Origin of the sequence: Metallosphaera javensis (ex Sakai et al. 2022), assembly GCA_021654415.1 — an archaeon.
GTDB classification, from domain to species: Archaea; Thermoproteota; Thermoprotei_A; order Sulfolobales; family Sulfolobaceae; genus Metallosphaera; species Metallosphaera javensis.
Map to the genome: position 1 here is coordinate 1733338 of AP024487.1, position 26689 is coordinate 1760026.

Consider the following 26689-nt stretch of genomic DNA (forward strand, 5'->3'; position numbering starts at 1 on the left):
TGTGATATCCTTAAAAGGGATTGCTGGATCTTACGGTATATGTTTTCGGTCAAATTACCAGAAATCACTAAAAGTCATATTCTAAAATATGATATTAGCGGATATGATGTGCCTAGGTAGTGAGAAGAGCGAGTATCAGGGGTGAGTATCAGGGGGTGCCTCTCTGTTTGGTTAGTATTCATGGTGCATAAATATCATGATTAATGAGGACATATAGTCATGAATACATTTTAGATTTTTAAAATGAAGATCAAGTGAACGTCAAGTTATTCCACGGCTACTTATAGTCTAATGAGTATCATTTAGCCGAGCCAAAAAAGAAGTTTAAAAATATTTATTATACGGAAGATTACAGGAACCAATGGAATTATCCTAGAGATAAACCTCTCATATCTGTATAACGACTTGGGATCCCTACTATTTAAAAGGCGTCATGAAGTATCTATCATATGACAAAGGAGGAGGAATATGGTCATCTGCTGGACAGATCAAAACGCTTTTATGAAACTGCCATCTTCCAGCTCCAGAAAGGTTATTATGACCTTTCCGCCTTCAGTCTGGAGCAGTCATTACAACTCTTCCTAAAAGCCATGATTGTAAGGCTTGGATATGATTACCCCAGGACCCATAGCATCAGGAGGCTCCTGGAGATAATACGCGAGATAACTGGACTGGATGAGATAGCCCGGCTCGAGACTAGGTACGAGGTAGAACTTGGACTATTTGAGGACGTCTACATCACCTCTAGATATATAGCAAGGGAATTTAAGGAGGGTGAAGTTAAAAGATTAAGAGAGGTAGCGGATGAGGTGATGAGAGTTATCGGACAAACTCTTAATTGAGGAGGCAAAGCGCAGGGCTAAGATCTTCAATGACTTGCCCCATTATTTCTCGATAATACTTGAAACCATGAATGAGCTGGATAAAGGGGCTGAGGTGTACCTTTTCGGAAGCGTTGCTGAGGGGAGGCATTTACTTTCCAGCGATATAGACATCCTGGTGGTCACGGAAATCCCGCCTGAAGTTGTGATATCAACCCTGTGGAAAAAGGGTGTGGAAGATCCCTTCGAGATTCACGTGATAAGTAGAAATGATCTTGAACTGTATAGGCGGAGATCTAAACTAATTTCCTTAAAAAGCCTAGTTTAGTCTGGAATCTCACGCAGGACTTAAGGGAATTTTGACGTCAATTCCTAGGAAATGTTATAGGTCCTTTCAAAGGGAAAAAGTGTATATTGACTCAGCGATATCGCTGATCTAATCCTTAGACGTGAGTTAATATAGGAAACAGGCGACCTCGTGATCTTGTGAGACCCTTTTCAGCACAGGCTCAGTAGTCCTGCAAACTTCCTTTGCGAATCTGCACCTGTTTGCGTATCTACACCCCTTGACGGGTACTTCCCCTTCCTGAATAAACTCCAGTTTCCTTATCCTCTCCATGAAGCCCTTGGTGGGAGTTACGTTGAGCAATTCCATAGTATAGGGGTGTAGGGGTTTCCCTATTACTTCCCTCGCTGAACCCCTCTCCACAATCTTTCCCGAGTACATAACAGCCACATTATCGGACATGTACTTTGCCACCAGCATATTATGGGTTATGAGGAGATAGGACACCTTCCTCTTTTCCTGAATATCCAGAAGGAGATTGAGTATCTGGGCCTGTATGGAAACGTCCAGATTGGAGGTCGGTTCATCCAACACGATGAACTTGGGATCGCTGATCAGGGATCTAGCAATGGCTATTCTTTGCCTTTGCCCGCCAGAGAACTCGTGTGGAAATCTGGTCGCCACTCCTGGATCTAGTCCCACTAGGTTAAGCACTTCCCCCACCTTCTCTTCTCCCTTCTCTCCTAAGGGCAGGAGAGGTTCCCTGATTATATCACCCACCCTCAATCTAGGATCTAGGCTCAGGTAGGGATCCTGAAGCACTATCTGCATCTCCTTTCTTATGCTCCTCATTTGAGACTCCTTCAGGTTTGTTATGTCCTCTCCCTTGAAGATGATCCTTCCCTCCTTTATCTTGATGAGTTTAAGAATTGCCAGAGCCAAGGTAGATTTACCGCTCCCTGACTCCCCTATTACAGTGAAAGTCTCTCCTTCTCCTATCCCTAGTGAGACTCCATCAACGGCTCTTATGATCCTTCCTCCCGCGTTGAACTCCACCTCCAGGTTCTCGACCTGGAGCAGGTTAGTATAGGTGGCAGGCAACCTTCCTCCCTCCTAAAACTCTGGTTTCAGGGTCCTCAGATATGCACTTTTCCATGGCCAACTTACACCTTGGATTGAAGGAACAGCCAGATGGCAACTTAAGAATGTTTGGTGGAGAACCCGGTATTGACTCGATTCTCTTCTCGTTCTTATATCCATCAGGGATGGAGTTAATTAGACCCTTAGTGTAGGGGTGCATGGGCGATTCAATTATCTCCTCTGCCTTTCCCTCCTCCACGGCCTTCCCGGCGTACATTACAACGATCCTATCAGCTATCTGCCCCACTAACACCATATCGTGGCTTATGAAGAGAACTGAAAGTCCCAGGTTTTCTCTCAGTTCCGAAAGAAGTCTCATCACCTGCGCCTGGGTTATCATGTCCAGAGCAGTGGTCGGCTCGTCTGCGATAAGGAGTGAGGGTTTCAGGAGATATGCCATGGCAATCATGATCCTCTGCCTCTCTCCCCCCGAGAGTTGATGGGGATACTTCTCCATGATAACCCTGGGCCTCTTAATCCCAACCCTTTCTAGGGAGTCCACAATCTCCTCTTCGTTGTCGCCCTTTGGGGGTTTCCACATTCCAACGCTCCATCCTCTCCTTCCTGACCTGACGTCTATGGCTTCCTGTAACTGGTCACGAATCTTCATGGTAGGGTTAAGGCTCGACATGGGATCCTGGAATATCATGAAGATGTTTGTTCCCCTGTAAAGGTATCTTTGGTCCGTCTTCACCTTGGTGATGTCCCGTCCCTTAAACAGGATTCTTCCCTTGCTTATCCTCGAGTTCCTGGGGAGTAGTCCTATGATGGCGTGGGCGAGGGTACTCTTCCCTGAACCGCTTTCCCCCACCACCCCTACAACTTCTCCCTTTCCCACGTCTAGATAAATATCTCTTACGGCAAACGCTTCCCTTCCCTCCAGGTAATAGGAAACCCAGAGGTCCTCAACCTTAAGCGTTAGCTCTTCTGACGTAGTCTCCACCTCTTGGATCTAGGTAATCCCTAAGTCCCTCACCGAAAAGTGAGAAACCTACAGCCATTAACGTGATAGTTAGGGCAGGGAAAACGGAGGACCACCAATTCCCTGGCAAGGCAGTTAAGCCGTCGTATACCATCCTTCCCAGCTCTGGAGTGGGCGGAGGAGCGCCCAAACCAAAGAAGGCAAGGATAGAGTAGAAAAGGATAATGGTTCCCATGTCCAGCGTAATATACACTATAACAAGGGATAATATATTTGGGATAATATGTCTCCTCATGATCTCCCACCTAGTTAAACCTGCTGCCTTTGCCAAGGTAATGTAGGGCATTCCCCTCACTTGAAGAACCTGACTCCTCACCAGTCTAGCGTAAATCGGCCAATTCACCACAATAAGGGCAATCATGCTGAAGTAGAGCCTTTCCGCCACGTGCGTCTGTCCTAGAATTGTGCTTATGGCCAAGGCCAGCAATATTCCAGGGAAGGCAAGGAAGATGTCTGTGAACCTCATTAATCCCTCATCCACGAGCCCTCCCACGTAACCGGAGATCATCCCCACGAGCCCTCCTATGAGAGCCGAAGCTCCGGCAATGATGTAGGGAATTGCCACATCGTTGGGTAGGGCCGCAAGCACCCTTGTGAAAACGTCTCTACCCTCGCTATCTGTGCCGAAGAGGTGAGCAGTGGAAGGTGGAAGGTTGGCCAAGGCGAAGTTGATCTTGTTGGGATCGTAGGGAGTAAGGAGTTTCAAGTCCAGTGCAGAGATGATGGCCAAGACTATGAACCCAACAATGATTACAGCTCCTGCCAATAATGTTTTACTCGATAACAGTACTGTTCTGGCACTCATACCGTCTCCCTCACCCTAGGATCCACTACGCTGTACAAAATGTCGGCAACAAGGTTAGATATGACCACCACTATTGTTACCACAACCGTCCCAGCTAACAGGGAAGGAGTATCTAGGTCCAAGAGACTCTGAGCAAGGTAGTATCCCATTCCGTAATAATTAAAGATTGTTTCCACCACGAGAGCTCCCTGAATTGAACCCGCGAAGATCACGCTTGACAATGTTATTGTGGGAAGAAGGGAATTCCTCAGTGCATGACGATATATCACGACCCTCTCCCTTAACCCCTTCGCTCTTGCGGTCTTAATGTAGTCCATGTTGAGGGCCTCTATCATTGAGTTTCTGGAAAGTCTAGTTATCCCACCGAAACCAAAGAGGGTAAGGCTCAACGCCGGTAAAATCGCGTGATCCAGGGCTGAAGCGAAGGCGCTGAAATCCCCCACGAGAAGAGCGTTCAGGATGGGCATGTTATCAAAGAACCAGAATGGGTAATACTTTCCGTTGAATGGGTCATATATCTCAAACTTGGGCTCCTTTAACGCCAGTATCGGATCAACTGGATACGAAGCGGGGAAGGCGTGAACGTCGTAGGCTAACACTAGGAGGAGACCCAGAGCCACAAAGAAGGGGGGAACGCTTCTGGTTACTGTGTAGATAATCCTGATGGCATTATCTAGAAAGCCATTGGGCTTAAGACCTGACAGGACGCCCAAGGGAATCTCAATGATCAACTTGAGTATCAGGGATATGACTGCAAGCTCCAGAGTAACGGGCAGGTACTCCTCCACAAGCTGAATAACGGGGGTTTGGTAAAGGGGTGAGATTCCCCAGTTACCTGTGAAGAAATTCTTGACATAATAGAGGAACTGAATGTACCACGGAGAGTTCAGGTGGTAAAGTTGGGTAATTATCTGTATTTGTTCAGGTGAAGCTTCGGGCCCTGCCCAAATGGAGGCTGGATTTGGGGCCGCCACGTTAACCAAGAAAAAAACGAGAACTAATTCACCAAAAATAACTAGAAGTGCTCCTGCCACACGTTTTCCGATTAGTTTGGCCAGCCCCATGTTCTTCCCTAGTATATTGTTGCGTAGAATAATCCATCAAATCCTGGACTGTAATATATTCCCTGAATTCCGTGAGCTGTCACCGTGTATGCAATGAAGTCGTCAAGCCACACGTATTGGGCCTGCTGTAGCGAGAGCTCGGTAATTTCGTTAAAGATTCTTTGAAGCTGAACCGGGTTATCAGTCCTCACTGCCTGAATTATAAGGGAGTTTATCTGCGAATTATCTACGAAAGCTGGGTTACCGTGATGAAGCCTTGCCTGAGACATTAAATAGATTGCAGGATCAATGGGGTTCAGCACAGGTGGGAAATTGGCCGCAAGTTGGAATGCCGGATAACTGCTGGAATTGGGCGGGTTGAGGTAGGACTCCACTATGGTAACTGCAGATTCAGGATTTAATTGCACTTTAATCCCGATCTGAGCTAGTTGCTGTTGCACTATGAGAGCCTCGTCCTGAAGTGCCGTGCTACCTGTCTGGTAAGTTAGCACTATGGTGGGGAAGGGTGTCCCTCCAGGATTAACAGTTGTTCCGTTGGGAAGGGTTAGACTGAATCCTGCCTGAGTTAGGAGATGTATAGACAGGGATGGATCGTAAGTGTAGCCTTGTATTGAGGAGTTATAGAAGGGAAGGGACGGATCGTCAGGACCCACGTAGCTTATGGCCAATCCGTCATAAACCTGTTGCTGGATCTGTGTTGCATTTATTGCATGAGCGATAGCCAATCTGACGTTAGTGATATTGAATGGGTATTGATAAGCATCCATTGCCAAGAAGTCTATTTCTGGATATGGTCCCCACACGTAAACAGTTCCATATGTGCCATTATAGACCACAGGATAGCTAGTGTGACTTCTTATGTAAGAAATACCCTGGGAGCCAATAATCTGCGATAAATCTATTATATCAATCTGAGCTATCTGGGCCTTCCCGGATTGAAGATCACTTATTCTCAGGGCTTCGTTGGTCTGGTAGTCTATCACGATGGTCTTGATCTTGGGGGTAGCCAACATGAAGTTCCTCTGAGACTGAGGAACCTTGGAAGCCCAGTAGTTAGGATTAGCCTGTAGGATGACATAGGACTGACCTATTGGAGTTTCCAACACATAGGGACCTGAACCTAGGGCGTGGGTGGAAAGGTAAGTGTTGGCTGTATCAATCTGGACTCCTCCATGCTCATCCACGAAGACCGGATCTACCACAGCTCCTGCAGAAGTGGACATTGCTGCCAGGAATGCTGAATATGGATATTGCAGGTTAAATTGAACAGTATACGGATTTACCACGACCACAGCCTGATAGGGATAGCTCATGACTTTTTGAATGGTTTGGTTACTCACGTTGAAGTGGGATAGAATATAGGCTAGGTCGTATGCGGCTTGTTCATATGCCTGAGTTAAGTTTGAGGGAAAGGTATAGCCCGCGTACTCCAGAGCTTGAAGGGTACCGTTAGGCAACTCTATGGTACCAGTTGCGCCACTTGGCAACTTTCCTACGAATCCAAGTCCATCATTAACTGATAGTCCCTGGCTAACGTAGACCGAAATTCCAAGGTTGATTAACATGGTCCTATAGACCGAGAACCAAACGTCAGTAGCATTCAGAGGATCGCCGTTGCTGAAGGTTATAAATGGCCACAGGTGGAACACGTAGGTCGTTCCGTTATTTAGTACCGTGTAATTCTCAGCCAATACACCTACAAAACTGGAGGTATTGGTTCCGTTGTAAAACACGAGAGTCTGATAAACGTTCTGTATTAATTCTCCTCCTGCAATATCATAGCTAGATGCAGGATCTACACTAACTGGTGGAGTTGCCTCGTCAACTGTGATGGTTGAGGGTATGGATGTAACGTTTGTCGTGGTCACAGTCACGTTTGTCTTAGTAGTTGTTATGTTCGTAGGGTGAGTAACATTAACGGGCGAGGGAGTAGGTACAGTTGTATGTCTCGATAGAGATATGAACGCTACTGCAGCTATTATAATTATTACTACAATTATACCAGCAACTAGGGTCCGACTTATACCTTTTCTATATTTCATAAGCAACTAGGTTTAGTAGTTATATTAAAACATTATCCCATAAGGGATGTGCCTAACTATTACAGGATTAAAAAGTTTTATTAAACAGTTTATTACTATCATTATAAATCTTAGTATTATAAAGTGAAATATCCAGGGATGTATTTATGTATGTTTTCTTAAAAACCCGACCTTATATTAAAAGTTTCTAATTAAAGGGTAAACTAAGTATATAAGTAGCAATAAGTCAATTTTATTTCTGGCTAATTTTGCAAAATTATCATACTTCAATTGCAATATTATTAACATTTAGCCTTATCAATAAAAATCATTCAAATGACGTTTACCTAGAAGAGATTTTTGTGTGGAATTCTGGAGCATTGTAATGTGATCATGAAACTATAGAACCAGGAATGATCCTCTCTCAAAAACCTTAAGATCTCAATATCTCCAAAATATGTCCCATCAAATTATATGAGATAATATCTAATTTTATATATTTCTAGAAATATTTTCTTTTCCAGATTGTTCTTGATGGATATGGAAATTCGGAGTTCATGGGGACCTCAATTACCGTTCCTATCTTTGACGTTAATGCTCTCTGGAGCTTGTCATAGAACTCTTCATTAGAGCTTACAGTAACTCCATTAAGCCCCATCGCTTCCGCAATTTTTGAGATATTTACCTTAGGAAGTTCTGTAGCCACTGGCTTAGATCCTCTTTCAATCTGTTCCTTCCATATTAATCCAAGCTTACTGTCATTGAAAACAACTATCACTGGATTAACATGCAACTTGTTCACTAGTCCAAGGTCAGACACTCCCAGAAGGAAGCTCCCATCTCCTGTCACGGCCACTACGTCGGCCTCAGGTGCAGCAATCTTTGCTCCAATAGAGCCAGGAACTGCAAAACCCATGCTATCGTAGTTTCTAGAATGTAAAAACCTACCAGTCCTTCTAAACCTAAAGACATCGTTAAGCCACACTCCACCAGCAGCCCCTGCGTCACCTATGAGAAAGAAGTTATCATTTACTGATCTCTCTATGGCCCTTATCACATACAGGGGATTGAGCCTTTCCGACACCGATACTATTTCTTTCTCCACTTCACTCTCTACTTGAACCTTTATTTTGTTAATTATATATATTCTCTCCTCTCTTCCTGCCCTATCCAATTTATGTTCACTTAGGCTTGAAATAAGCGCTTCCAAGCTTATCCTCATGTCACCGAAAAGTCCATCCACCTCTGAGTTACTTGGGTTATCTATATCTATATAAATAATATTGCAATGCTTATTACATCTACTTCTTAGCGCCAGATCCTCAGATGAGCCTACTCTTATACCGACACTGATTACTAGGTCAGACGTAGATATGGCATAGGTTGCGGAAGGATGATCAGACTGCCCAATACTACCAGCATAAAGTTCCCCGTAGGGAAAGGCATCTGGATAATTTCTAGGAACTATAACGGGGGAAGCTAGCAATTTAGCCAGTTCCTCCACCTTATCTTGGACACCTGCTCTTATTACGTATTTACCTGCAAATATAAGCGGTGCCTTAGAAGTAACTATCTCGTTTACTATCTTACTTAAAGGACTTCCCTTGACTGTAGGAGAATCTATTGATAAGTTAATTTTGTGTTCTGGAAACTCTGTTTCTTCATTGAGTACCTTATCCACGACGGCAACGTATGATGGTCCAAATCTCCCACTAATAGAATGTCGATAAGCCTCTATTATGGTAGGCTCTATCTCCTTAGGTTCCTTAACTGTTGCAGTGTACTTGGTAATTGGTTCGAATATTCTCTCTTGAAAATAGGGATCTGCGACTCCATGAAAGGCCTCTGTGGGGCCCTCAGGCGGGTTTCTGGCTGAGACAAGCAGTAATGGAGAATTGGCCGTATACGCTTGGGCCACACCTGTTACGCAATTGGTAACACCAGGTCCTGCGGTCACTAATACCACTGCGGGTTTACCTGTTATTCTTCCAACTACGTCTGCCATTACTACACCGTTACCCTCATTTATCACTCCTATTATCTCTGGAACGCTCTTGTCCAAGTAATCTAGGATAGGAAGAATTTGACTGCCAGGTTCAACAAAGACCTTACTCATTCCCAGCTTCTCTATCACATTTGCTACAATCTCTCCTCCTCTTTTGACTGAAGTAAAAGGAAGAGCCATGTAGTTAGTGCGTTAGGGATGCTTAAATCATTTATGTAATTATGAAGAATAAGGGGAATATGGTAGCATGTGAAGTATGCGAAGATGAAGTCGAACCTATTCAGACTAGACGTTTAACTGAATGATAATAATATCTTGATCTTCTCCCGTAAATACTATAAGACAGATTAAGATATACAATAAGTAGAATTAAGTCGAGCAATAAGACATAGTGTCGTCATGTTAGCCTTTTAAGGATCAGGGATTTCCGTGCGAAATTACCACGTTATAAGGCGAATTTATGTAAGTTTGACGACACTATGCAATAAGACTGCACTGTTTCCCGAGTCAAGATATCCTAGAAAAATACTCCTAGAAAATTACTTTTGATTTAACTCGTTATTTATAATATGCATAAGGTCTCAAGGACCATAATTAGGAGACAATTCAGTGATAATGTATATAATATAACTAGGGAATATCTTCGTTAATTACAGATCTCCTATAGTAGTAAATCTTTACAAAAAATTTCTTATATATCGAAATAAATATATTATATTCACCCGACCTTGATACCTCTCGTTTCCCTAGCTAAGAGCAACGAAACGAGGGAAAGAATGGCTGTAATTGCAAGTATGATACCTATATATATCGAGTTTACTTTACTGGTACCTACTATATAACCTATTAGCAATGACTGTGGGAGAACACCCAAGAGAACACCTATCTGATAGGCCAAACCTGATCCTGAAGCCCTATATTTTGGATCAAAATATTCCGAAAGATAAGAGGACAGCACAGCCACAGCTCCGAAGGCTAATCCCATTAGAATCACTTGGCTTAGCAAAACTAACGAAGGAACTGCAGTATTTACCAGGAGAATGTATGGAATTGAGAAAATTATCGCAATCGCGTAAATGGCAATTAGCAAGTTCTTCCTTCCAACTATGTCAGCTAAGAGACCACAAATTATCACTAGAAATCCTCCAACTATTTCTCCTATTACCGTAGTGAAAGAGGCAAACGACCTAGGTAGTGAGAGGGCCACCGATATATAAGTAATCATCACTGTAATCGCAACGTAAAATGGTGTTTGTGCAATCATATTGATACCTGCAAGCTTAAGGACGTCTGTCCATTTCTCCTTAAATACTTGTAGGGATGGGAGCGAAAGGACTTTTCTCTCGCTAAAAATTTTGGAGAAGATAGGACTCTCCATGAGAGTATATCTTAGAAACGCTCCAATGAGTATTACCACAATACCAATATAGAATGGTATCCTCCAGTAAAAATCCACGAACGATTTGAACCCGTATATACTTAGGAGCAAGGTAGTTAGCACAGCCGCAGCTAATCCTCCTATAGCATATCCCTCTGGAACTATACTAGCCCATAAAGCTCTCCATTTGGAAGTGGACGCGTGCTCCACAACCCAAGTAGTGACACTTCCCCATTCTCCTCCATAGCCTAGTCCCTGAAGTATTCTCGCAATGAAAAGGAGTATGGGGGCTGCCAATCCCAAAACCGCATAACCTGGTACTATCGCTATGATCAATACTCCAACTCCCATAGTTAAGAGCGTAAATACTAGGCTACTTTTCCTTCCAAGTCTATCTCCATAATGTCCGAAAAGAAACGCTCCAAATGGTCTCGCAACAAAGGAAACTAAGAACGCGCCCAGGGAGGCAAGCAGATCCGCAGCAAAGTTACCTTTAGGAAAGAACACATATGGCCAAGCTATGCTTGAGGCGAGTCCTGCTGCTATAAAGTCGAAATCCTCTATTGCAGTACCTATCATTCCCATTGCGGAAACCTTAGCTAGTTCAGACACCTTGGACTGAGCCATCATTTTATGTTAATATTAACTTGTATTTAAACTTTATATTAATGAAGAACTATACATTTTATCTATTAATATAATAAGAAAATGAAATAATAGCTCATAGGATCGTCATGTTAGCATAATTTCAAGATTCTAGAAACTTGATGCAAGGTTATCATGTCTTAGAATGAATTTACGCTAATTTGACCACACTATGTAATGGCTAACTGTCTGTCTATCCATGCTATTGCTTTTCGCCTTGAAAACAGATTTCTATGTCAAAGCAAGAAGTTCCCAAAAGTATACGCACGACCGTAATATTGGAGATCGCACTAGTTGATCTCTTACAAGTTAGATTTTAGAGCCTGTCAGAACCTTCAATATATAACAACATCATCTTAGGTCTTTGTTGAGCCCTTATCTTGTTAAAACGTAATGTAATACATAGATAATATCCTTACAGCGAGATAGGAGTTTCGCCGCCAATCTTGCTTTGAGTTGCAAGTTTCCCTGTAATTGGATCGATAACAGGGGTTTTTTCCCTAAATCGTGGTGGAGGTATATGTCCCCAAAGCACAAGCCTCCTTGGGTCCTCCTCCCACACTATTGGTTGCCAGTTAGGGTTAATCACCATATAATCTCCTGTGAATAGCTCAACTCTATAACCGTTTGGGTCCCTTAAGTAAATGAAAAGCCCGTTAGTGGCCCTATGACGGCCTGGACCAAATTCAATTTGATCAATTCTATTCATGTACCCAAGAATATCACAAACTCGTATTATATCATTCACATCTCTCACTTGAATTGCAATATGATGAACCGCGGGCCCATCGGACCTAAATACAGCTAAATCGTGAGTGTTACCCTTCCTAGTGAGAAATATTCCGTTGGTTTTGCCTTCCTTGGATCTTATTTCTTCAGTAATGATAAACCCTAACTGCCTAGCATAAAAATCTACTTCTTTTTCAATTAATTGTGTATGTACTGTAACATGGTCCAAGCGTAATGGAAATCCTCCCTTTCTAGTTATAAAGTCTTGATGCATTATTTTTTCGCTTTTCATTGAACTGACGAATTCTACAGGGAAACCTGACGGATCCTCCACCAACAGTCCCTCGTTAACTCCCTTTTCATGTTCGATCCTTCTATACCCTAAGTTCTTTTCATCGAGGATTTTCATGATGGAATTTAGCGCCTTTTCCCCATTTACCCAAAAAGCGAAGTGATGCAGGCCAATTTCTTTTCCCTCAGATAACATTATACTGTGATGGAAGTCTTCCTCGTACCCCCTCAGATAAGCCTCTGTGCCATTATCTTCTGTTACAATCATACCTATCACATTTTTATAGAAATCTAGGGATTCCTGAATATCCTTTACCTTCAGGGACACATGAGAAATTCCTGTAATTAAGGTATCTATCATGAGTGAGATTATTTATTACTGATTATAAAAGAATTTCGGTAGTGGTCGTCTTATGAGAGAATTGCATTTATATTGCCAGGTAAAAAAGTCTATAATTGTAAGGTCTACTGAAGAGAGATTACATAAAAATAGATAGATTACATAAAAATGAACTACCTCCTGGAACGCTTAAATACAGCATATCCTCAATTATAGCTAATGAAAGTAGATCACGAAGTCATGACCATATTCATGACATGGAATGAAGTCATGGAAAAGATAAATAATGGTAGAAAAACCTTATTTATTCCGGTAGGTTCAACGGAGCAACACGGTTCACATCTTCCTCTCTACACCGACTCTCTATTAGCAACTCATATATCTACTTCCCTTGCCAAAAGAATGAACGGTTTGGTGGGGCCACTGGTATCCTTGGGATATTCTCCCTATCATCTTCATTTCCCTGGAACGGTTTCCCTCTCATCTCAAACCCTGAAATCAATCTTGTTAGATTACATATCATCAGCCGTAAACCATGGATTTGAGAGAATAATCATTATTCCAGCCCACGGTGGGAACTTTAAAGCAGTAAACGAAGCCATTAACGAATCAGGTTTCAGTAATGTAGAATCTTATCCGGATTTTGAACGTTTTTCCGAAATAATTAATCAACCGGCTTTGAAAAGAGGAATACCGAGGGAATTAGTGGGAGCTCATGGAGGAATCGGAGAAACATCCCTTATGTTATATCTAGAGCCCGATTTAGTTAGATTGGATAAGTTAACCAAGGGTTATGTAGGAAACGTGGAAAAAGCCAGGGAATTAATGAGGAAGCAAGGCATTCATACCGTGTCTGATGTGGGAATTATAGGTGACCCTACTTTATCTTCATCCGAGATGGGGAAAGAGGCCTTCGAGCTCCTAATAACAGAATTATACAGTTATTTTAATAAAACTATAAATAAACTTTAATAATGGTGTTCGCTTAAATAATATTTATAGTTAGATCCTAGAGGTGGTATAGTGTTCAATATCGGTTAGGTGACCTAGTTATCTTTCAGTTAAACATTTAATTCAGCCCCTATTTGGCCTTGTTTTTATATGCTTCATACGCTACTAAAATACATATTCGAAATATGGAACGAAGGCACCTGACATCATAGATAAGTTTTGTTAGCATGAATAGAAAAGATCTAATAACCCCAATCAAATAATACATTCTGATGGCAAGATGGATCTTGATTCTTTGGTAATAGTAGATGAAGGCCTTATTTCGCGGGAAATATTTACGAACGAAGATATTTACCGGTTAGAGCAAGAGAAAATTTTCGGTAAATGCTGGTTATATCTAGCCCACGAATCCCAGCTGAAGAATCCTGGAGACTACGTTACCACGTACATGGGGGAAGACCCGGTTTTAGTAATACGAGGAGAAGATGGAAAGATCGGGGCATTTCTTAACCTTTGCAGGCACAGAGGTACAAAGCTCTGCGTAAGAGACGAGGGAAACTCATTTTTCTTTACTTGTCCATATCATGGTTGGACTTACAACAGCGAAGGAAGATTGACTGGTGTCCCATTGGAAAAAATAGCTTATCCAAATTTGGATAAGAGTGAGTGGGGGCTAATACAGGTTCCTAGACTGGTTAATTACAAGGGGACTATCTGGGGAAATTGGGATCCAGAAGCCCCTTCGTTTGAGGAATACCTAGGGGACATGAAGCCATATTTCGACATGTTTCTAGACCGGTATGACGGAAACATGAAAATATATGGAGGAGTGCACAGATGGATTATTCCAGTTAATTGGAAAATACCTTCTGAAAACTTTATGGGAGATTCGTACCATGCATTATTCACTCATAAATCCGCTGTGGAAGTAAGGTTAAGAAACCCATATTCTCCAAACGATTTTGAGATCTCAACTAAAAATGGGCACGGCTTTGGGGCTCAGGTAGGGGGAACCGGAAGAGGAGTTGAGGCCAGTGAGGAATATAAGAAGATACTGTGGGAGTCCATAGATAAAATAGCTGATAAGATGGGCGATTTTGTAAGGGATATCATGCCATTGGGACATCTCCATATTTTTCCTAACTTTTCAGTACTGGATTTATGGCCATACACCTTCCTTCGTGTTTGGAACCCCAAGGGGCCAGAGAAGACTGAGGTAAGGAGTTGGCTAGTAGTGGACGGAAGGGTATCAGAGGAGGAAAACAGGAAAATAGCAAAAAAATTTGAGTTAGAATTTGGCCCTGGAGGAGTATTTGAACAGGACGATGCTGAGGTTTGGTTCAGAATTTCAGAAACCTTAAGAGGACCAATGGGCAGAAAAGTAAAGCTAAACTATCAAGGTGGTTTGGGAATGGAAAAGGAAGCCAGTTCGGTTCTTGGTCCTAACGCACGTGGAATATTGGGTGCTCCCTTCGGCGAAACAAATCAACGCATGTTTTATAAAAGATGGCTAGAACTGTTAAAGGGATAAGATAATGGAACAATTCCCAAGGCAGGAGATAGAGGATTTTTTATATCGTGAAGCTAGGCTTCTCGATGAAAGAAATTTTGACAAATGGTTAGAGATGTTTACTGACGATGCTGAATACATTGTGGTATCGACTAAGTTTCAAGATACGGTTAGTTCAGAGGGCGTAGCCACTCATGGTAAAAGGGAAATAATCATCTTTGATGATACTAAGGCAAGTCTTACATTGAGGGTTCAGAGACTTAAGACAAAATATGCTTGGGCCGAGGATCCACCGTCAAACACCGTTAGGGTTGTGAGCAACGTATTAGTAGAGCCTGTGAGCAACGTAGCATTGGTCTTTAGTGATGTAGTAATTTATAAGGCAAGAGAGGAGGCTGATATTGATGTAATCATAGCCACCAGAAAAGATGAGATCGTAAGGAAAAAGGAAGAATTAAAAATTAGGAGACGCGAGGCAAGGCTAATTCCACCTGTCCTAAACATCAGGAATATTAGTGTTTTCATATAAGTCCAAGGGGACGCATGGGGCTTGATCTGGTCTCACGTTCATTTCATGTTAAAGACTTCTTATCTTAAATATATCACAAAATGGTTAGCCATGGTAATGAGCCATGACATAACAAGTAAATAAAGTATTAGCTAATCGAACCTAAATATTTAGGATTCTTCTTATATTCTCACTGAATATATATCTTTTGCTTTCGTCGCTTATAATTAATTCATGTATTATTTTGGGATATGTCTCAAGTCTATGTCGTCCTGATTTAGGTCCCCATGGGTAATCGGTGGAAAAAACAAGTCTCTTCGGTCCTAAAACCTCTAGTGCGCATTTAATACTTGCAACGTTTCCCCCTATTGCAGTATCATAATAGATTTTTTGTAACCCTTCTTGGACTCTTTCGGGTGAAGGAACTTGGTTAGGAGTGGAGAGGGAACTTTGATCTAGGGACTCAAATATCCTTCCCCATAAAAATGGTATTACGCCACCCAAATGATGGGTTACAAGTTTAACGTCAGGATATTTTTCTAGAATACCTTTAGAGGCCAATCTATAGATTACAAGAGCTGACTCATAGGGCCATGAGAATATATGAAGAGCGTTAAATTCCCCTTCCGATGGTCTTATCATTCCTGCACATGGATCTATGGGATGAAGAAAAATAGGAGCTTGTAGCGAATTTGCCTTATCCCAAAACTGCTTAAATTCATCCACAGGGGTACATTTGATATGTGACAAGGCCAGAAAGCCCTTTAAGCCCAGATCATTTATAACTCTTTTCATCTCCTCCTCATCTATCTGACCTGCATTGGATATAGCTACCGTGCCAATAGCGATAATTTTTCCATTACTACTTTCTTGTATCTTCGATAGTTCATCATTGAGAATGGCAGATAATTTCCTTTTCATGTCATATGAAATGTCGAAGATATTGGGATCTAGGGTCGGTTGAACTGTGATCACTTGAACGTCTATTCCAAACTTCTCCATGTCCTTTATTCTTTCCAAAGTATCGCAGAAATGCCTATGAACATTACACATCTCTAGGTAATTACCAGAAACATTCGTAATTGAAAAATTACCCAATTCCCTTCCTATCTCCTTAAGTCTTTTAAGATATAATGGGGGATTAATGTGAGTGAAGCTATCTATTATCATGAATTAATATTTGCTTTTCTGTGTTAATTTAATTTATGGTTGACCAGCAAGGGCCATTCAGGTCTCCATTGCGAATTGAATTCTAGTTCCTTCATTTCTCATTATTCAATGTAGGATTAATTGAGTGGAAACGTCTAGATCGTAAAGAAAACGAAAAGTATATGGATATTATTCAATTCTTGTAAAAAATTATCCAAAATGTTGTAGTTATCGGCGATGGCCCAGACGATCTGGGTTAGCCTGTGGGGCGTGTGGCACTTGCCGAACCTCCTCCTCTCCACCAGGGAGTTGAAGGACTCCACCAGGTTGTTGGTGGAGAGGAGGCGCTGAAGTTCTTGAGGAAGGGAGGTGAAGGAGAGGAGACCGCGTTCCACCAGTTCCTTGATCCTGTCAGGTAACTCGGCGAGCAGGCCAGACACGAGGAGGTCGACCTCCTTCCTTTCGTCGCGGTCCAGGCGCCTCTTGACGTGGTTGAGGCAGAGCTGCCTCTTCGCGTCTATTCCCGAGAGCTCAAGCGCGGAGTCCACGGACCTGACCATGTCCGCAACCACGAGCTTGAAGTTGAACTTCCTCCACACCCTTGCAAAAAGCCTCCAGTAACTCCTCGCGTCCTCCTCCTTAGCCAGGAGGAAGTCCAGCACAGCTCTCCTACCCTCGCGCGTGACGCCTGTCACCAGGAGGACTCCCTTCCCCTAAGCTTGACCCACTTCCCGTCAGCTATCACGTACCGGAAGTCTCCCTCAACCTCAAGCTCAGGGGTCCAGAGCCTCGCGTTCATCTTCCCTCCCAGCACTGAGTAGAACGTGAGCAGCTTCCTGAGCACATCTTCCTCCTCCCTCAGCAACTCCCTCTCAACCCCCGTCCTCACCCTGCCCTTCCCGTCGTACATCACGGGCAACCTCACGCTCATCCACCTGAGCCTGTACTCAATCCTCCTGCCCTCCATCACCACCGAGAAACCAGTTAGGAACCTGTACCTCGCGTAACCCCTCCTCTTGATCCTCTTCCCCCTCGCGTACCTCGGGCTTACCTCCTCCGCCTCCCTCATCGCTAGCTCCTCGATCTCCTCAACGGGTTCATGAGCCAGTGCTTAGGAAATGTGGGGTCGAACACGATGTGTATCAACTCCTCCCGGAGTTGATACGCGGGTTCGATAGTTAGCTTAGTCATGGTATGACATCGTGTTCCCCTTAAAGTATTACTGAAAAATGATAGATTGATTTTGATCATCTCACGTAGATTAACTAATTACAATTCGCAATGGAAACCTGAATCGCCCACCAGCAATGTTTCCGGCGGATAATTGGCGATAAATGAGGAACATTAGGCTTTATAAAATAATTCAATTTAACATTAATGCATGTAATATCAGTTAGGTAGCTGTAAGGCTATATTTCTGTTAAATGTCCATTTGCCATCGATCTGGCCTTGTTTTCGGATATCCCGCACATTAATTTTATGTAATTTTTCGTAACAACGCCCACAGCTTATAACATTTACTAGAATTTCTTGGATGCTCTCATAGTGTAGTCATGTTAGCATATTTTTAAGGTTCAAGGAGTTCAGTACGAACTCTCGAGGTCATAAGACGAATTTATGCAAATTTGACGACACTATGGATGCTCTGAACCTTCACATAATCCCTTCTACACAGGTTTAGGTTGGAAATTACTGGAAATATCGGTTAATATCTCTAAGCTAATTAGAATGAACTTGCAATCTAATTAACCGTCAAAAGTATATGGTAGCTGCTGGGAACCATAAAATCTTCTTTAACATTTATATGGCCTATGTGAAAATGAAAGGGCTTTGTTTATAGATACTCCGCATATTGCCTTAGCGAAACGGAAATCAGTGGTTTATTTCGAAATACTATATACCACAAATCCTATTATATTATTGGGCAATAAAATTTAATAGCTAAAGTTGCAGGATTGAGATTGGTGATGATTTAAATGGAGCAGAGTGATGTATCTCCTTTCCTATATAAAATGTTCAGGAGGCAGCTCCAAAACTGTAAGTTAAGAAGTGACGAGTCCTTAGCGGTAGTTACGGACCTAACAAGTAGGAGGGATTACGCTGTGGCCGCAATGGCTGCAGCATCAGATATGGGATCCGACACCTTCCAAATAACAATTCCCAATTGGGGTAGAGGATGGTATGATGAAAGTGGAAATATAGACTTAGGAGGAATGCTGGCCCTATCTAGGTCGGTCATTAACTCTTTAAAGGGAGTTAATCTAGTTTTGGATCTTACCCTTGAGGGTTTCATACACACGCCAGGAAGAGTTGAATTGGTTAAATCGGGCACAAGAGTACTAAGAGCAGGGGCACAATCACCGCAGGTACTCAGTAGACTCATGCCATGGTCTGATGAGGAAGCTAAAATGATGAAAGAAAGGGTACTTAAATATGCCTCCATGCTGAGAAATGCCAAGGTCATGAGGGTAATGTCGCAAGCGGGAACAGATTTCACAGCTATACTTTCCCCTAATACTACCTTTGCCTCATATGGTTTCTCCGATGAACCCGGAAGGTGGGACGTTTGGGGTCAAAATATGGTGAGTAACTATCCCACGGATTCTCACGGTAAAGTAGTCATAGATACTGGAGATTATAACGTTACACCCTTCGCAATGTATCACACTGGGAGGATCGAGTTAATTATCGAAAACAACTACGTCGTTGATGTTAGGGGAGATAGCTTTGATGCCAAGCTAATGCGTGAACATTTAGCTATATACAACGACAAGAACGTGTATGCCGTATCCCATGTGGGATGGGGGTTAAACAAGAAAGCCAAATGGCCCAACATGGCCACCTATGACAGATCGCCAGACACTAAGGGAGTGAGCGGAGATGAGGGAAGGGTGTTCTGGGGAAACTTTCTATTTTCCACAGGTCCCAATCACCATATTGGAAGATTCACTAGGAACCACTACGATATTGCCATGAGGGAATGTACCATCTATCTAGATGACAAGCTGGTAGTGGATAGGGGAAGAGTCTTAGGAGATGAGTGAGCGGGGAAAGGCTTTGCAAGAGCTATCGGGTAAAGTATCGCTTGTGGCAGGAGCGCTGGGTGGAATAGGAGAGGCCATTTCCTCAAAGCTAGCAGACATGGGATCGGATCTGATCCTTGTGGCTAGGGACTCTAATGGATTGACGCGTTTAAAGGAGAAACTCATGGAAACGCACAGAGAAACAAGGATATGGACCTATCCTATGGACCTATCCTCCGTGGATGAAGTAAGGGGTAAAGGCAAGGAAATCGTATCAACTTCAGGTAAGGTTGACATACTAGTTTACAACGCTGGTGTGAACTCCCCACATCACTTCCTTGACTTAGACCTAGAAGAGTGGGAGACCATTATCAACACCAATCTCAGGGGCGCATTTCTGCTCCTGAAGGAGATAGTTCCAGAAATGATGACCAAGAAATATGGAAGGATAGTTATAATGTCCAGCATAGTGGCAAAGACAGGTGGACTAGGCAAGGCCAATTTAGCCTATACGGTTTCCAAGGCTGGACTCCTGGGATTAACAAGGAATCTAGCTAAGTACTTAGCGCCCTATAACATTACCGTAAATGCGGTGGCTCCATCCTTTATTGAAACTGATATGCTTCGCAAGACTGGATTTGATCAAAGATTGGAGGAACTAAAGAAACTCCATCCACTCGGTAGAATTGGAACCCCTGAGGACGTGGCAAATGTTGTGGCGTTCCTAGTTAGCGATGCAAGCTCCTTTATAACTGGCGAAACCGTAAACGTGAACGGCGGATTGCTTATGGATTAATTTTCCTCAGGAAACTTCCTATTATCTTTCTCTCGGCATTCCTCAAATGATATATAAGGGTAGACTTCTTTACACCGAGTAGAGATGCTAATTCCTCGGCCTTAACTCCTTTAGGGTACTCAAAATAGCCCATATCGAAGGCTAGATTCAGCGCGGTGATTTCTGAATCAGTAAGACCATTTAAATAGTTTCCTACATCACTTATTGTATAGGATTCTATTTTCGCACTTCCTCTTAGATCACTTATAACTCTGGATATTTGATATTCGTATCCCAAGAAACTCCATTTCTCCCTACCACCGACATTTGACATATTTAATGCTAGGACGTTATTCATGTTAAAAATCTCTAAAATGGATCCACGATAACCCACTATCATATCGACTAGAAATTTATTATTTAATCTTGAGATATTATTTACCTTCTTTATTTTAGTTCCGTTTAGCATGAAGATCTTTTCTAGATCCTTTTTATTCATAAGCATGAATACCCTTATCTTGTTATCTTCTGGATAATATACTCTCCCTAACGATTCGATAACAGACTCTTCGATATATGATGTCCAACAATCCTCATGAAATACGTTCATGTCGACACGCTTCAAAGGAAACTTTGTGTGATCGCTTTTCATGCATAGAAGTTTGTACCAATATATATATAAATATATGTTATAAACATGTGATATTTTCCTTTTTCATATATGAATAGCATTTCCCTGAACTTGACGTCAGTGCCTCGGCCCTTGAAAAGTTTTTTACCAGGGTAATACGAGTTTTGAATAATGAGAAGGGGTAAGTGGCTGAGGAAACTGAAGGAGGCGCTAAGGTGGAGGAGGGATTACCTGAACGCGCTGAGGGATGCGCTAAGGAAGTTCAGGGCTGACGTTGTGAGGAAGCTGCTTTTGGCTGTGATCTCGGAGAGGGGAAGCCTAGCGAGTATGGCCGAGGCCCTGGGCTTCGACTACGAGAGCGTGCTGGGCAAGCTTGACGAGCTGGCTGACGTTGACCTGCTCCCACCTGTGAAGCTCCTGGTTGGAGATCATCCAGTGCAGGTGGCGGTGGACGATACCTTCGACGAGAAGGCCTACGCCAGGGCCATGCCCGTGTCCAGGAACCTGGCCATGTTCTTCTACTCCAGGGTGAAGGGGACCTTCATCCCCGCCATCCAGCTCCTGGTGGTCACGGTGAGGGACCTGGTCACGGGCGAGGTGTACCTGGTCCACGTAGACGCGTACGTGGCCAGGAAGGTGGCCGAGATGGCCAAGGCCGTGGGACAGGACCTGAATTTCTCCACGAAGGTGGACATGACCCTCCAGGTCCTGGACAGGTTGAGGAGGGAGCTCAACGTACAGGTCATAACCTTCGACTCCTGGTACGTGAACGGGAGGACCCTCCTCTCAGACGTGGTGTCCTCCCTCAAGTCCAGCGCACGGGTCGTCGAGGGTGACAGGTCCGTGCCCGTTGGACTCCTCCCCGAGGGAGAGCACCACGTCACGTACCTGGGAGTCCCCGTGAAGTTAGTTGTACTGGACTATAAGGGTTACGGCAGGAGATACCTCTTCTCCACCGACCTCTCCATGTCCCCTGAGGAGATACTCACCGCATGGGAGAACAGGTGGGACGTGGAGGTGGTGATAAGGGAACTGAAGGCTCTGGGCCTGGAGAATGGTTCGTTCAGGACGTGGAGTAAGAACCTTGGTTACGTCAAGCTCATCTCGATCACGTTGAACTTCCTCCTCTCCCTGAGATACGTCCTTGGGGAGAGCCTGGGAGTCGTACGGCTCTCCCGCCTGCTTAAAACTCTTTACCTCGAGGTTGGTGATGTCAAGAAACTGTTCAGTCTAAGGTAAGTTCCGAAAAGTGCTATATGAAATATTCGGTAAGTTACACGATGATTATCTTTTCATTGATTATCTCATGACGAGGCTCATTCAGGTTCCCCCTTGTGAATTATAATTAATCTACGTAAGATGGTAAAAACGATCTGTTATTTCATAGTGTCATCATTAAGGTACAAATTCTGGCACCAGCCCCCTCTCCCACAGAACGAGACCTACGGAGTACCTCATCATATCAAAGCTCCTGTTCACTGCCTTGGTTGCCCTCTTGAACCTCACGAGCCTGTCCCTGAGGGACGAGTGGAGGGACTCATTGGGGTTAACGGGTGACACGACCCTGTGCTCGGGGAGGAGGAAATAGACGTTGTAGTCGTCCGAAACCCAGGTCCCCTTCTCGGGCACGTACTGCGCGAGCTCCTGAAACGTGTTCTCGCTCCTGTCTCCCACGGAGAACATGACGTACATTCCCTTCCTGGAGAACACGAATCCCGTGAAGACCCACAAGTAAAACGTCTTCGCGTTCCTCCTGAAGTAGGTCCACATCTCGTCCACGACCTTCACGCCCTCATTCAGCTCATCCCTGGCTCTCCTCCACAGCTCCACGAGCTTTGCTCATTCTTCCCTCCGTACCTCTTGATCCACGTGAATACCATGCCCAAGGGGACCTGAAGTACCTTGGAGATGGCCCTCATGCTCATCCCGTTCGCGTACATCCTGAGGGCCCTCTCCCTCACGCTCTCATCGTGATGGTGCTTCGCTCCCTTCACGTCTTCCCGCACTCCCTGCACAGGTAGAACTGCCTTCCCGTCACCTTCCCGTTCTTAACCACGTGATTCCGCACGAGGGACAGGGAACGTCCCCGTAAACAGGTTTCCTTCCCCTCTTGGCCATAAGTAATACTCCCTATACAAATATTTATACCTTAATGACGACGCCATGGACACTTTCGTGTATAAACGTTAAGAATATAGCTCAAATAAACATATTACTAATGAAGGTTTGTGAGGAATACGTTATATGAATTAAGCTTTTCCATTCATCATGACAACTGTTGGACAACATTTATAGGAAATTATGTTATTGAAAATCTTTCGCGTTTCGTAAATTTGGAAAAGGGTTATGTTAGAAGTACTATAATATTGGAAAAGAAACATAAGGATTTAATTTATACAATAAAGAAACATAGGTCATACATCGACTATTATTCGCTACATACTTCCGGCAGATATGTGATATTTGATTTCAAGAAAAATACCCATCGTGTATTGGAAGCCATACTTTCGTTGGACGGATTAGTAGTTGATGATTTTAAATATGATGGGAAGGAATTTTGGAAAGTGTTAATATATAGGGATAAAATCAATGAGCTTTTAGATATATTGAAGAGCGAAGGGGATATCCAGGTTTTAGGTATGAAGGAGTATGAACATAAAGAAGACGAATTAACTCCACAAGAGTTAAAAATACTGAGTCTAGCATTTATGCAAGGTTATTTTAACTTTCCAAAATCCATAAGAATGGGTAAACTGGCCAAATTCTTAGGTGTTAACAAAGCCACTGTCGCTTATCATTTGAGGTCGGCGGAGCGTAAAATGATCAACAGATATCTAGAGGAATTGAGATTTAGGAACATTATTCAAGCTAAAAAAGACTATGAAACCTAACTCCTCCTGTTTATCCTCCACGAAGTGTAAAGGGTTACTCCAAGGCCCTTGTAGCTGTATCCTCCTTGACGAGTAATACTCCTATCAAGCCCAGAACACCGTAAATCACACTTACTAATGCCACGTAAGGCCAACCTATTAAATAATTATCATTAAATTGTTGAAGTATAAACGTCATTATTATTGGTGCTAATCCTCCAGATAAAGGTGTTGCAAGATTTATTGCAAACGACGTCGCCGTGTATCTATATTTTGTTGGAGTATATTCAGCATAAAACGTTGGCATTACAGACCATCCAAATAATTCTATAACATAATATGCAGCAACGGCAAGTATAACTAAAGATGGAACTCTTGTATTCATTAGAATGAAGAAAGGAAAACTAAATAAAATGACTCCAATGGGACTAATTATCATGATCTTTTTCCTGCTTCCTATAACATCACTAAGATACGCTGCTACCATTGTTCCAAATACTGTAGCTATAGCTCCTATCATTACTGCTAAAGTTGCAAAGCTTGAATTAAAATGAAGAAATGATTTTATATATGCTTGACTGAAGCTAATTGCAATATAGAAACCTGCACTGGCCTCTAGGAATATCATAGCCATGATAAAAACTTTCTTCCAATCTTTTTTCATCATGTCAACAAATGGTATCTTCGATATTTCTTTTTTAGAAAGCAACTTGGTGAAGAGTGGGGTTTCATAGACTTTATATCTTAAAACAGCTGCAGTGATGGCTATTACAAATCCAATATAGTATGCTATTCTCCATCCAGAACTTAAAAATACCGGCTCGGGTAGTCTTTCGAGTAATAAGAAAGCGACATTTCCAAGAATAACGCCAAACTGAAGCCCTTGCTGAATCCAACTTACCCAGAATCCCCTGAACCTTTTAGTACTTACGAACTCAGTTAACATCGTAGCTGCCCCACCCCACTCGCCACCTATCCCAAGTCCCTGAAGTAGCCTAAAAAGAGTGAGCAAGATAGGTGCCAGTATACCTATTTGGGATAAAGAAGGATCTAGACCTATACCTAGAGTGCCTATGCCCATAGTTAATAATGTCCATACTAGTGACGATTTCCTCCCAATTTTATCTCCAAAATGACCGAATAAAATTGATCCTATAGGTCTAGACAAGAAACCTATCCCAAAAACGGTAAAGGATAGGAGCAGTGCTGTAGCGGGGTTAGAAGAAGAAAAGTATATTTCAGGCCACACTATTGCTGCTGCTGTTGATGACACTACAAAATCATACCATTCAAGAGACGTACCTATATTAAGTACGGCTGTTATTTTTACAAGATCTTTCCTTGCAAGTTCTCCTCCACTCATTTCAGCACCTCTTAATTCAATTTGAGCATAAAAATTTAAAAATTAAAATTATAGAATTTCTTTGAATTCAAAGATAGAATATTCATTAAAGATTCTTTTCCTAGCTCACTTTGATTCTCTATGAAGTTCCTTACTGCACCAATCACCATTTCTTCATGGCCATAATCTGTGGCAAAGACTAATTGCGATCCTATACCCATTTTTCTTATCATATATTCCAAGATATCTGTAGGTTCTTCGGCCTCAACACTTACATATATATTTCCTGACTTCAAGTATTCTAATGGCTGGGCCTTAGGAAGCTCGTTTATACCATAATATTCCTTTGCTATTTTTATGGATGGATGCTCATATTGCTCGCTGTAATAAAATATCCAGTAGGGAAGCCAAGTGGATCCGGCCTCTGCCAGCAAAACTTTGATGTTAGGATATCTATCAAAGTAACCTTCACCAATTAGCAATGTGAGTAATATTTCCATGGTTATAGAGTGGGTCATAACTCTTGAATAAAGATACTTTCTCCCTAGCAAAATCCATGGTAACGGCAGTGAGGATAGAGAGTGGATGGTGACAGGAACATTAAGTTTTGAGACCTCTTTCCAGAACGGATCGAATGAAGGATCGGCAACTGTTTTTATTCCGTTCCCCACTTCACCTTCACCAATAACTATCGGTGGAATTGCAATTCCGGCATAACCATTGTAGTTTACCACTCTATGTAGCTCGTCGATGGCAAGTCCGACATCCTGTAATGGCACGACATAATTAGCCTTAATCCTTTCAATGCTTTCTAGTTTATCTGAAACATATTGATTGTATGCCCTGCACAGTGAGGCAGCGTAATTAGCATCCTTTATCATAGCTATGGGTATAGCTAGCGTAGGATTCACAACCTGCATATATACTCCCATCCTATCCATGTCCCTAAGTCTTCCCTCTATGTCATCTAACGAGCCGTCCCTAGCAGACGGTGTCTCATTGTGCATATCTATTACTTTACCAAACCTTGGATGATCAAAATGCTGAATTAGACCTTTGACGGGACCTGGTCCAGGCGCTCTTAACGGCCTCGGTACTAACATACCATCAATCACCCAATATCTGGTTCCAAACTCCACATCTTCTACAACTTGAGGTAACTTGTACTTTGAATCCAGGTATTTTTGGTAATGCTCAAGCTTCTCAACTATATGTGCATCTGCATCTATGACTTTTATCTCTTTATTAAAGATACTTTCCAATTTTTCCTTCTCACTCATTTTGTCTTCCCAATCATAAGCTAGACAAAGTCGTAAAAATAACATTCTCAAACGACGTTTAAGGCCGTTAATGACAAAAATGGGTTGAGATCGTTCCCGAAAGCATTATACTTTCATAATTTTACGGGGAAAATAACATAGTT

The 26689-nt window shown here is 42.7% G+C and carries 21 protein-coding genes and 2 pseudogenes; 9 read left to right on the forward strand and 14 right to left on the reverse strand.

Annotation, left to right across the window (positions count from 1 at the left end):
• Positions 1 to 449 precede the first annotated feature (449 nt).
• Both QVC96_RS09855 and QVC96_RS09860 read left to right on the forward strand, forming a co-directional pair.
• Positions 450 to 842, forward strand: a complete 393-nt coding sequence (locus tag QVC96_RS09855) for a HEPN domain-containing protein (RefSeq protein WP_287689116.1) — start codon at positions 450 to 452, stop codon at positions 840 to 842.
• 67 nt (positions 843 to 909) lie between these two features.
• Positions 910 to 1149, forward strand: a complete 240-nt coding sequence (locus QVC96_RS09860) for a nucleotidyltransferase domain-containing protein (RefSeq protein ID WP_238027272.1) — start codon at positions 910 to 912, stop codon at positions 1147 to 1149.
• A gap of 126 nt (positions 1150 to 1275) precedes the next feature.
• Here the strand turns inward: QVC96_RS09860 and QVC96_RS09865 are convergent, their stop codons facing one another.
• From QVC96_RS09865 to QVC96_RS09900, 8 genes are all read right to left on the reverse strand, one after another.
• Entirely contained in the window at positions 1276 to 2208 is a 933-nt protein-coding gene (locus QVC96_RS09865) for an ABC transporter ATP-binding protein (RefSeq protein ID WP_238027271.1), read from the reverse strand.
• Positions 2189 to 3190, reverse strand: a complete 1002-nt coding sequence (locus QVC96_RS09870; RefSeq protein WP_287689117.1) for an ABC transporter ATP-binding protein — start codon at positions 3188 to 3190, stop codon at positions 2189 to 2191. Before QVC96_RS09870 ends, QVC96_RS09865 begins: the two co-directional genes overlap by 20 nt.
• Complete coding sequence (locus QVC96_RS09875; RefSeq protein ID WP_238027269.1) at positions 3159 to 4034, reverse strand: ABC transporter permease; 876 nt, start codon at positions 4032 to 4034, stop codon at positions 3159 to 3161. The genes QVC96_RS09870 and QVC96_RS09875 overlap by 32 nt, the downstream gene beginning before the upstream one ends.
• On the reverse strand, positions 4031 to 5098 hold the full coding sequence (locus QVC96_RS09880) for an ABC transporter permease (protein ID WP_287689118.1): 1068 nt from the start codon (positions 5096 to 5098) through the stop codon (positions 4031 to 4033). Before QVC96_RS09880 ends, QVC96_RS09875 begins: the two co-directional genes overlap by 4 nt.
• Before the next feature lie 8 nt (positions 5099 to 5106).
• Positions 5107 to 7140, reverse strand: coding sequence for an ABC transporter substrate-binding protein (locus QVC96_RS09885; RefSeq protein ID WP_287689119.1), 2034 nt, complete (start codon positions 7138 to 7140; stop codon positions 5107 to 5109).
• Between the two features lie 481 nt (positions 7141 to 7621).
• Complete coding sequence (locus QVC96_RS09890; RefSeq protein WP_287689120.1) at positions 7622 to 9304, reverse strand: thiamine pyrophosphate-binding protein; 1683 nt, start codon at positions 9302 to 9304, stop codon at positions 7622 to 7624.
• Between the two features lie 538 nt (positions 9305 to 9842).
• On the reverse strand, positions 9843 to 11129 hold the full coding sequence (locus QVC96_RS09895; protein ID WP_287689121.1) for an MFS transporter: 1287 nt from the start codon (positions 11127 to 11129) through the stop codon (positions 9843 to 9845).
• Between the two features lie 433 nt (positions 11130 to 11562).
• Positions 11563 to 12528 carry a VOC family protein gene (locus QVC96_RS09900; RefSeq protein WP_287689122.1) on the reverse strand — a complete coding sequence of 322 codons (966 nt, stop codon included), beginning with the start codon at positions 12526 to 12528 and terminating at the stop codon, positions 11563 to 11565.
• Positions 12529 to 12726: 198 nt separating this feature from the next.
• Between QVC96_RS09900 and QVC96_RS09905 the strand changes: the two genes are divergently transcribed.
• From QVC96_RS09905 to QVC96_RS09915, 3 genes are all read left to right on the forward strand, one after another.
• Positions 12727 to 13479 carry a creatininase family protein gene (locus QVC96_RS09905; protein ID WP_287689123.1) on the forward strand — a complete coding sequence of 251 codons (753 nt, stop codon included), beginning with the start codon at positions 12727 to 12729 and terminating at the stop codon, positions 13477 to 13479.
• Between the two features lie 259 nt (positions 13480 to 13738).
• A complete protein-coding gene (locus QVC96_RS09910; protein WP_287689124.1) occupies positions 13739 to 14989 on the forward strand; it encodes an aromatic ring-hydroxylating oxygenase subunit alpha in 1251 nt (416 codons plus the stop codon).
• Positions 14990 to 14993: 4 nt separating this feature from the next.
• The gene (locus QVC96_RS09915) at positions 14994 to 15497 is read left to right on the forward strand and encodes an aromatic-ring-hydroxylating dioxygenase subunit beta (protein WP_287689125.1); all 504 of its coding nucleotides are present in this window, start codon (positions 14994 to 14996) and stop codon (positions 15495 to 15497) included.
• 141 nt (positions 15498 to 15638) lie between these two features.
• Here QVC96_RS09915 and QVC96_RS09920 read toward each other — a convergent pair whose 3' ends face one another.
• Positions 15639 to 16646 (reverse strand): amidohydrolase family protein, encoded by a 1008-nt coding sequence (locus QVC96_RS09920; protein ID WP_287689126.1) that lies wholly within the window; start codon positions 16644 to 16646, stop codon positions 15639 to 15641.
• Between the two features lie 134 nt (positions 16647 to 16780).
• Positions 16781 to 17736, reverse strand: a pseudogene (locus tag QVC96_RS09925) (transposase); the annotation flags it as partial.
• An 865-nt stretch (positions 17737 to 18601) separates the two neighbouring features.
• On the opposite strand from QVC96_RS09925, the gene QVC96_RS09930 reads away from it, so the two are divergent.
• Both QVC96_RS09930 and QVC96_RS09935 read left to right on the forward strand, forming a co-directional pair.
• Complete coding sequence (locus QVC96_RS09930) at positions 18602 to 19669, forward strand: hypothetical protein (RefSeq protein ID WP_287689127.1); 1068 nt, start codon at positions 18602 to 18604, stop codon at positions 19667 to 19669.
• Positions 19662 to 20444: an SDR family NAD(P)-dependent oxidoreductase gene (locus QVC96_RS09935; protein WP_287689128.1), complete on the forward strand. Its 783-nt coding sequence runs from the start codon at positions 19662 to 19664 to the stop codon at positions 20442 to 20444. Before QVC96_RS09930 ends, QVC96_RS09935 begins: the two co-directional genes overlap by 8 nt.
• Here the strand turns inward: QVC96_RS09935 and QVC96_RS09940 are convergent.
• Positions 20434 to 21075, reverse strand: a complete 642-nt coding sequence (locus QVC96_RS09940) for a helix-turn-helix domain-containing protein (protein WP_287689129.1) — start codon at positions 21073 to 21075, stop codon at positions 20434 to 20436. The genes QVC96_RS09935 and QVC96_RS09940 overlap by 11 nt on opposite strands.
• A 150-nt stretch (positions 21076 to 21225) precedes the next feature.
• Between QVC96_RS09940 and QVC96_RS09945 the strand changes: the two genes are divergently transcribed.
• A complete protein-coding gene (locus tag QVC96_RS09945; protein ID WP_287689130.1) occupies positions 21226 to 22293 on the forward strand; it encodes a transposase in 1068 nt (355 codons plus the stop codon).
• 156 nt (positions 22294 to 22449) lie between these two features.
• Here QVC96_RS09945 and QVC96_RS09950 read toward each other — a convergent pair.
• A pseudogene (locus tag QVC96_RS09950) lies at positions 22450 to 23172 on the reverse strand (IS1 family transposase).
• A gap of 215 nt (positions 23173 to 23387) precedes the next feature.
• Between QVC96_RS09950 and QVC96_RS09955 the strand changes: the two are divergent.
• The gene (locus tag QVC96_RS09955; RefSeq protein WP_287689131.1) at positions 23388 to 23945 is read left to right on the forward strand and encodes a helix-turn-helix domain-containing protein; all 558 of its coding nucleotides are present in this window, start codon (positions 23388 to 23390) and stop codon (positions 23943 to 23945) included.
• 34 nt (positions 23946 to 23979) lie between these two features.
• Here the strand turns inward: QVC96_RS09955 and QVC96_RS09960 are convergent, their stop codons facing one another.
• Together QVC96_RS09960 and QVC96_RS09965 are read right to left on the reverse strand one after the other, a co-directional pair.
• Complete coding sequence (locus QVC96_RS09960; RefSeq protein WP_287689132.1) at positions 23980 to 25287, reverse strand: MFS transporter; 1308 nt, start codon at positions 25285 to 25287, stop codon at positions 23980 to 23982.
• A 35-nt stretch (positions 25288 to 25322) separates the two neighbouring features.
• On the reverse strand, positions 25323 to 26546 hold the full coding sequence (locus QVC96_RS09965; protein ID WP_287689133.1) for an amidohydrolase family protein: 1224 nt from the start codon (positions 26544 to 26546) through the stop codon (positions 25323 to 25325).
• Positions 26547 to 26689 lie beyond the last annotated feature (143 nt).

Coding starts and splice junctions, on each gene's coding strand:
- QVC96_RS09855 (WP_287689116.1), top strand. CDS start 450: ATGACAAAGGAGGAGGAATATGGTCATCTGCTGGACAGATCAAAACGC.
- QVC96_RS09860 (WP_238027272.1), top strand. CDS start 910: ATGAATGAGCTGGATAAAGGGGCTGAGGTGTACCTTTTCGGAAGCGTT.
- QVC96_RS09875 (WP_238027269.1), bottom strand. CDS start 4,034: ATGAGTGCCAGAACAGTACTGTTATCGAGTAAAACATTATTGGCAGGA.
- QVC96_RS09880 (WP_287689118.1), bottom strand. CDS start 5,098: ATGGGGCTGGCCAAACTAATCGGAAAACGTGTGGCAGGAGCACTTCTA.
- QVC96_RS09885 (WP_287689119.1), bottom strand. CDS start 7,140: ATGAAATATAGAAAAGGTATAAGTCGGACCCTAGTTGCTGGTATAATT.
- QVC96_RS09890 (WP_287689120.1), bottom strand. CDS start 9,304: ATGGCTCTTCCTTTTACTTCAGTCAAAAGAGGAGGAGAGATTGTAGCA.
- QVC96_RS09895 (WP_287689121.1), bottom strand. CDS start 11,129: ATGGCTCAGTCCAAGGTGTCTGAACTAGCTAAGGTTTCCGCAATGGGA.
- QVC96_RS09900 (WP_287689122.1), bottom strand. CDS start 12,528: ATGATAGATACCTTAATTACAGGAATTTCTCATGTGTCCCTGAAGGTA.
- QVC96_RS09905 (WP_287689123.1), top strand. CDS start 12,727: ATGAAAGTAGATCACGAAGTCATGACCATATTCATGACATGGAATGAA.
- QVC96_RS09910 (WP_287689124.1), top strand. CDS start 13,739: ATGGATCTTGATTCTTTGGTAATAGTAGATGAAGGCCTTATTTCGCGG.
- QVC96_RS09915 (WP_287689125.1), top strand. CDS start 14,994: ATGGAACAATTCCCAAGGCAGGAGATAGAGGATTTTTTATATCGTGAA.
- QVC96_RS09920 (WP_287689126.1), bottom strand. CDS start 16,646: ATGATAATAGATAGCTTCACTCACATTAATCCCCCATTATATCTTAAA.
- QVC96_RS09930 (WP_287689127.1), top strand. CDS start 18,602: ATGGAGCAGAGTGATGTATCTCCTTTCCTATATAAAATGTTCAGGAGG.
- QVC96_RS09935 (WP_287689128.1), top strand. CDS start 19,662: ATGAGTGAGCGGGGAAAGGCTTTGCAAGAGCTATCGGGTAAAGTATCG.
- QVC96_RS09940 (WP_287689129.1), bottom strand. CDS start 21,075: ATGAAAAGCGATCACACAAAGTTTCCTTTGAAGCGTGTCGACATGAAC.
- QVC96_RS09945 (WP_287689130.1), top strand. CDS start 21,226: ATGAGAAGGGGTAAGTGGCTGAGGAAACTGAAGGAGGCGCTAAGGTGG.
- QVC96_RS09960 (WP_287689132.1), bottom strand. CDS start 25,287: ATGAGTGGAGGAGAACTTGCAAGGAAAGATCTTGTAAAAATAACAGCC.
- QVC96_RS09965 (WP_287689133.1), bottom strand. CDS start 26,546: ATGAGTGAGAAGGAAAAATTGGAAAGTATCTTTAATAAAGAGATAAAA.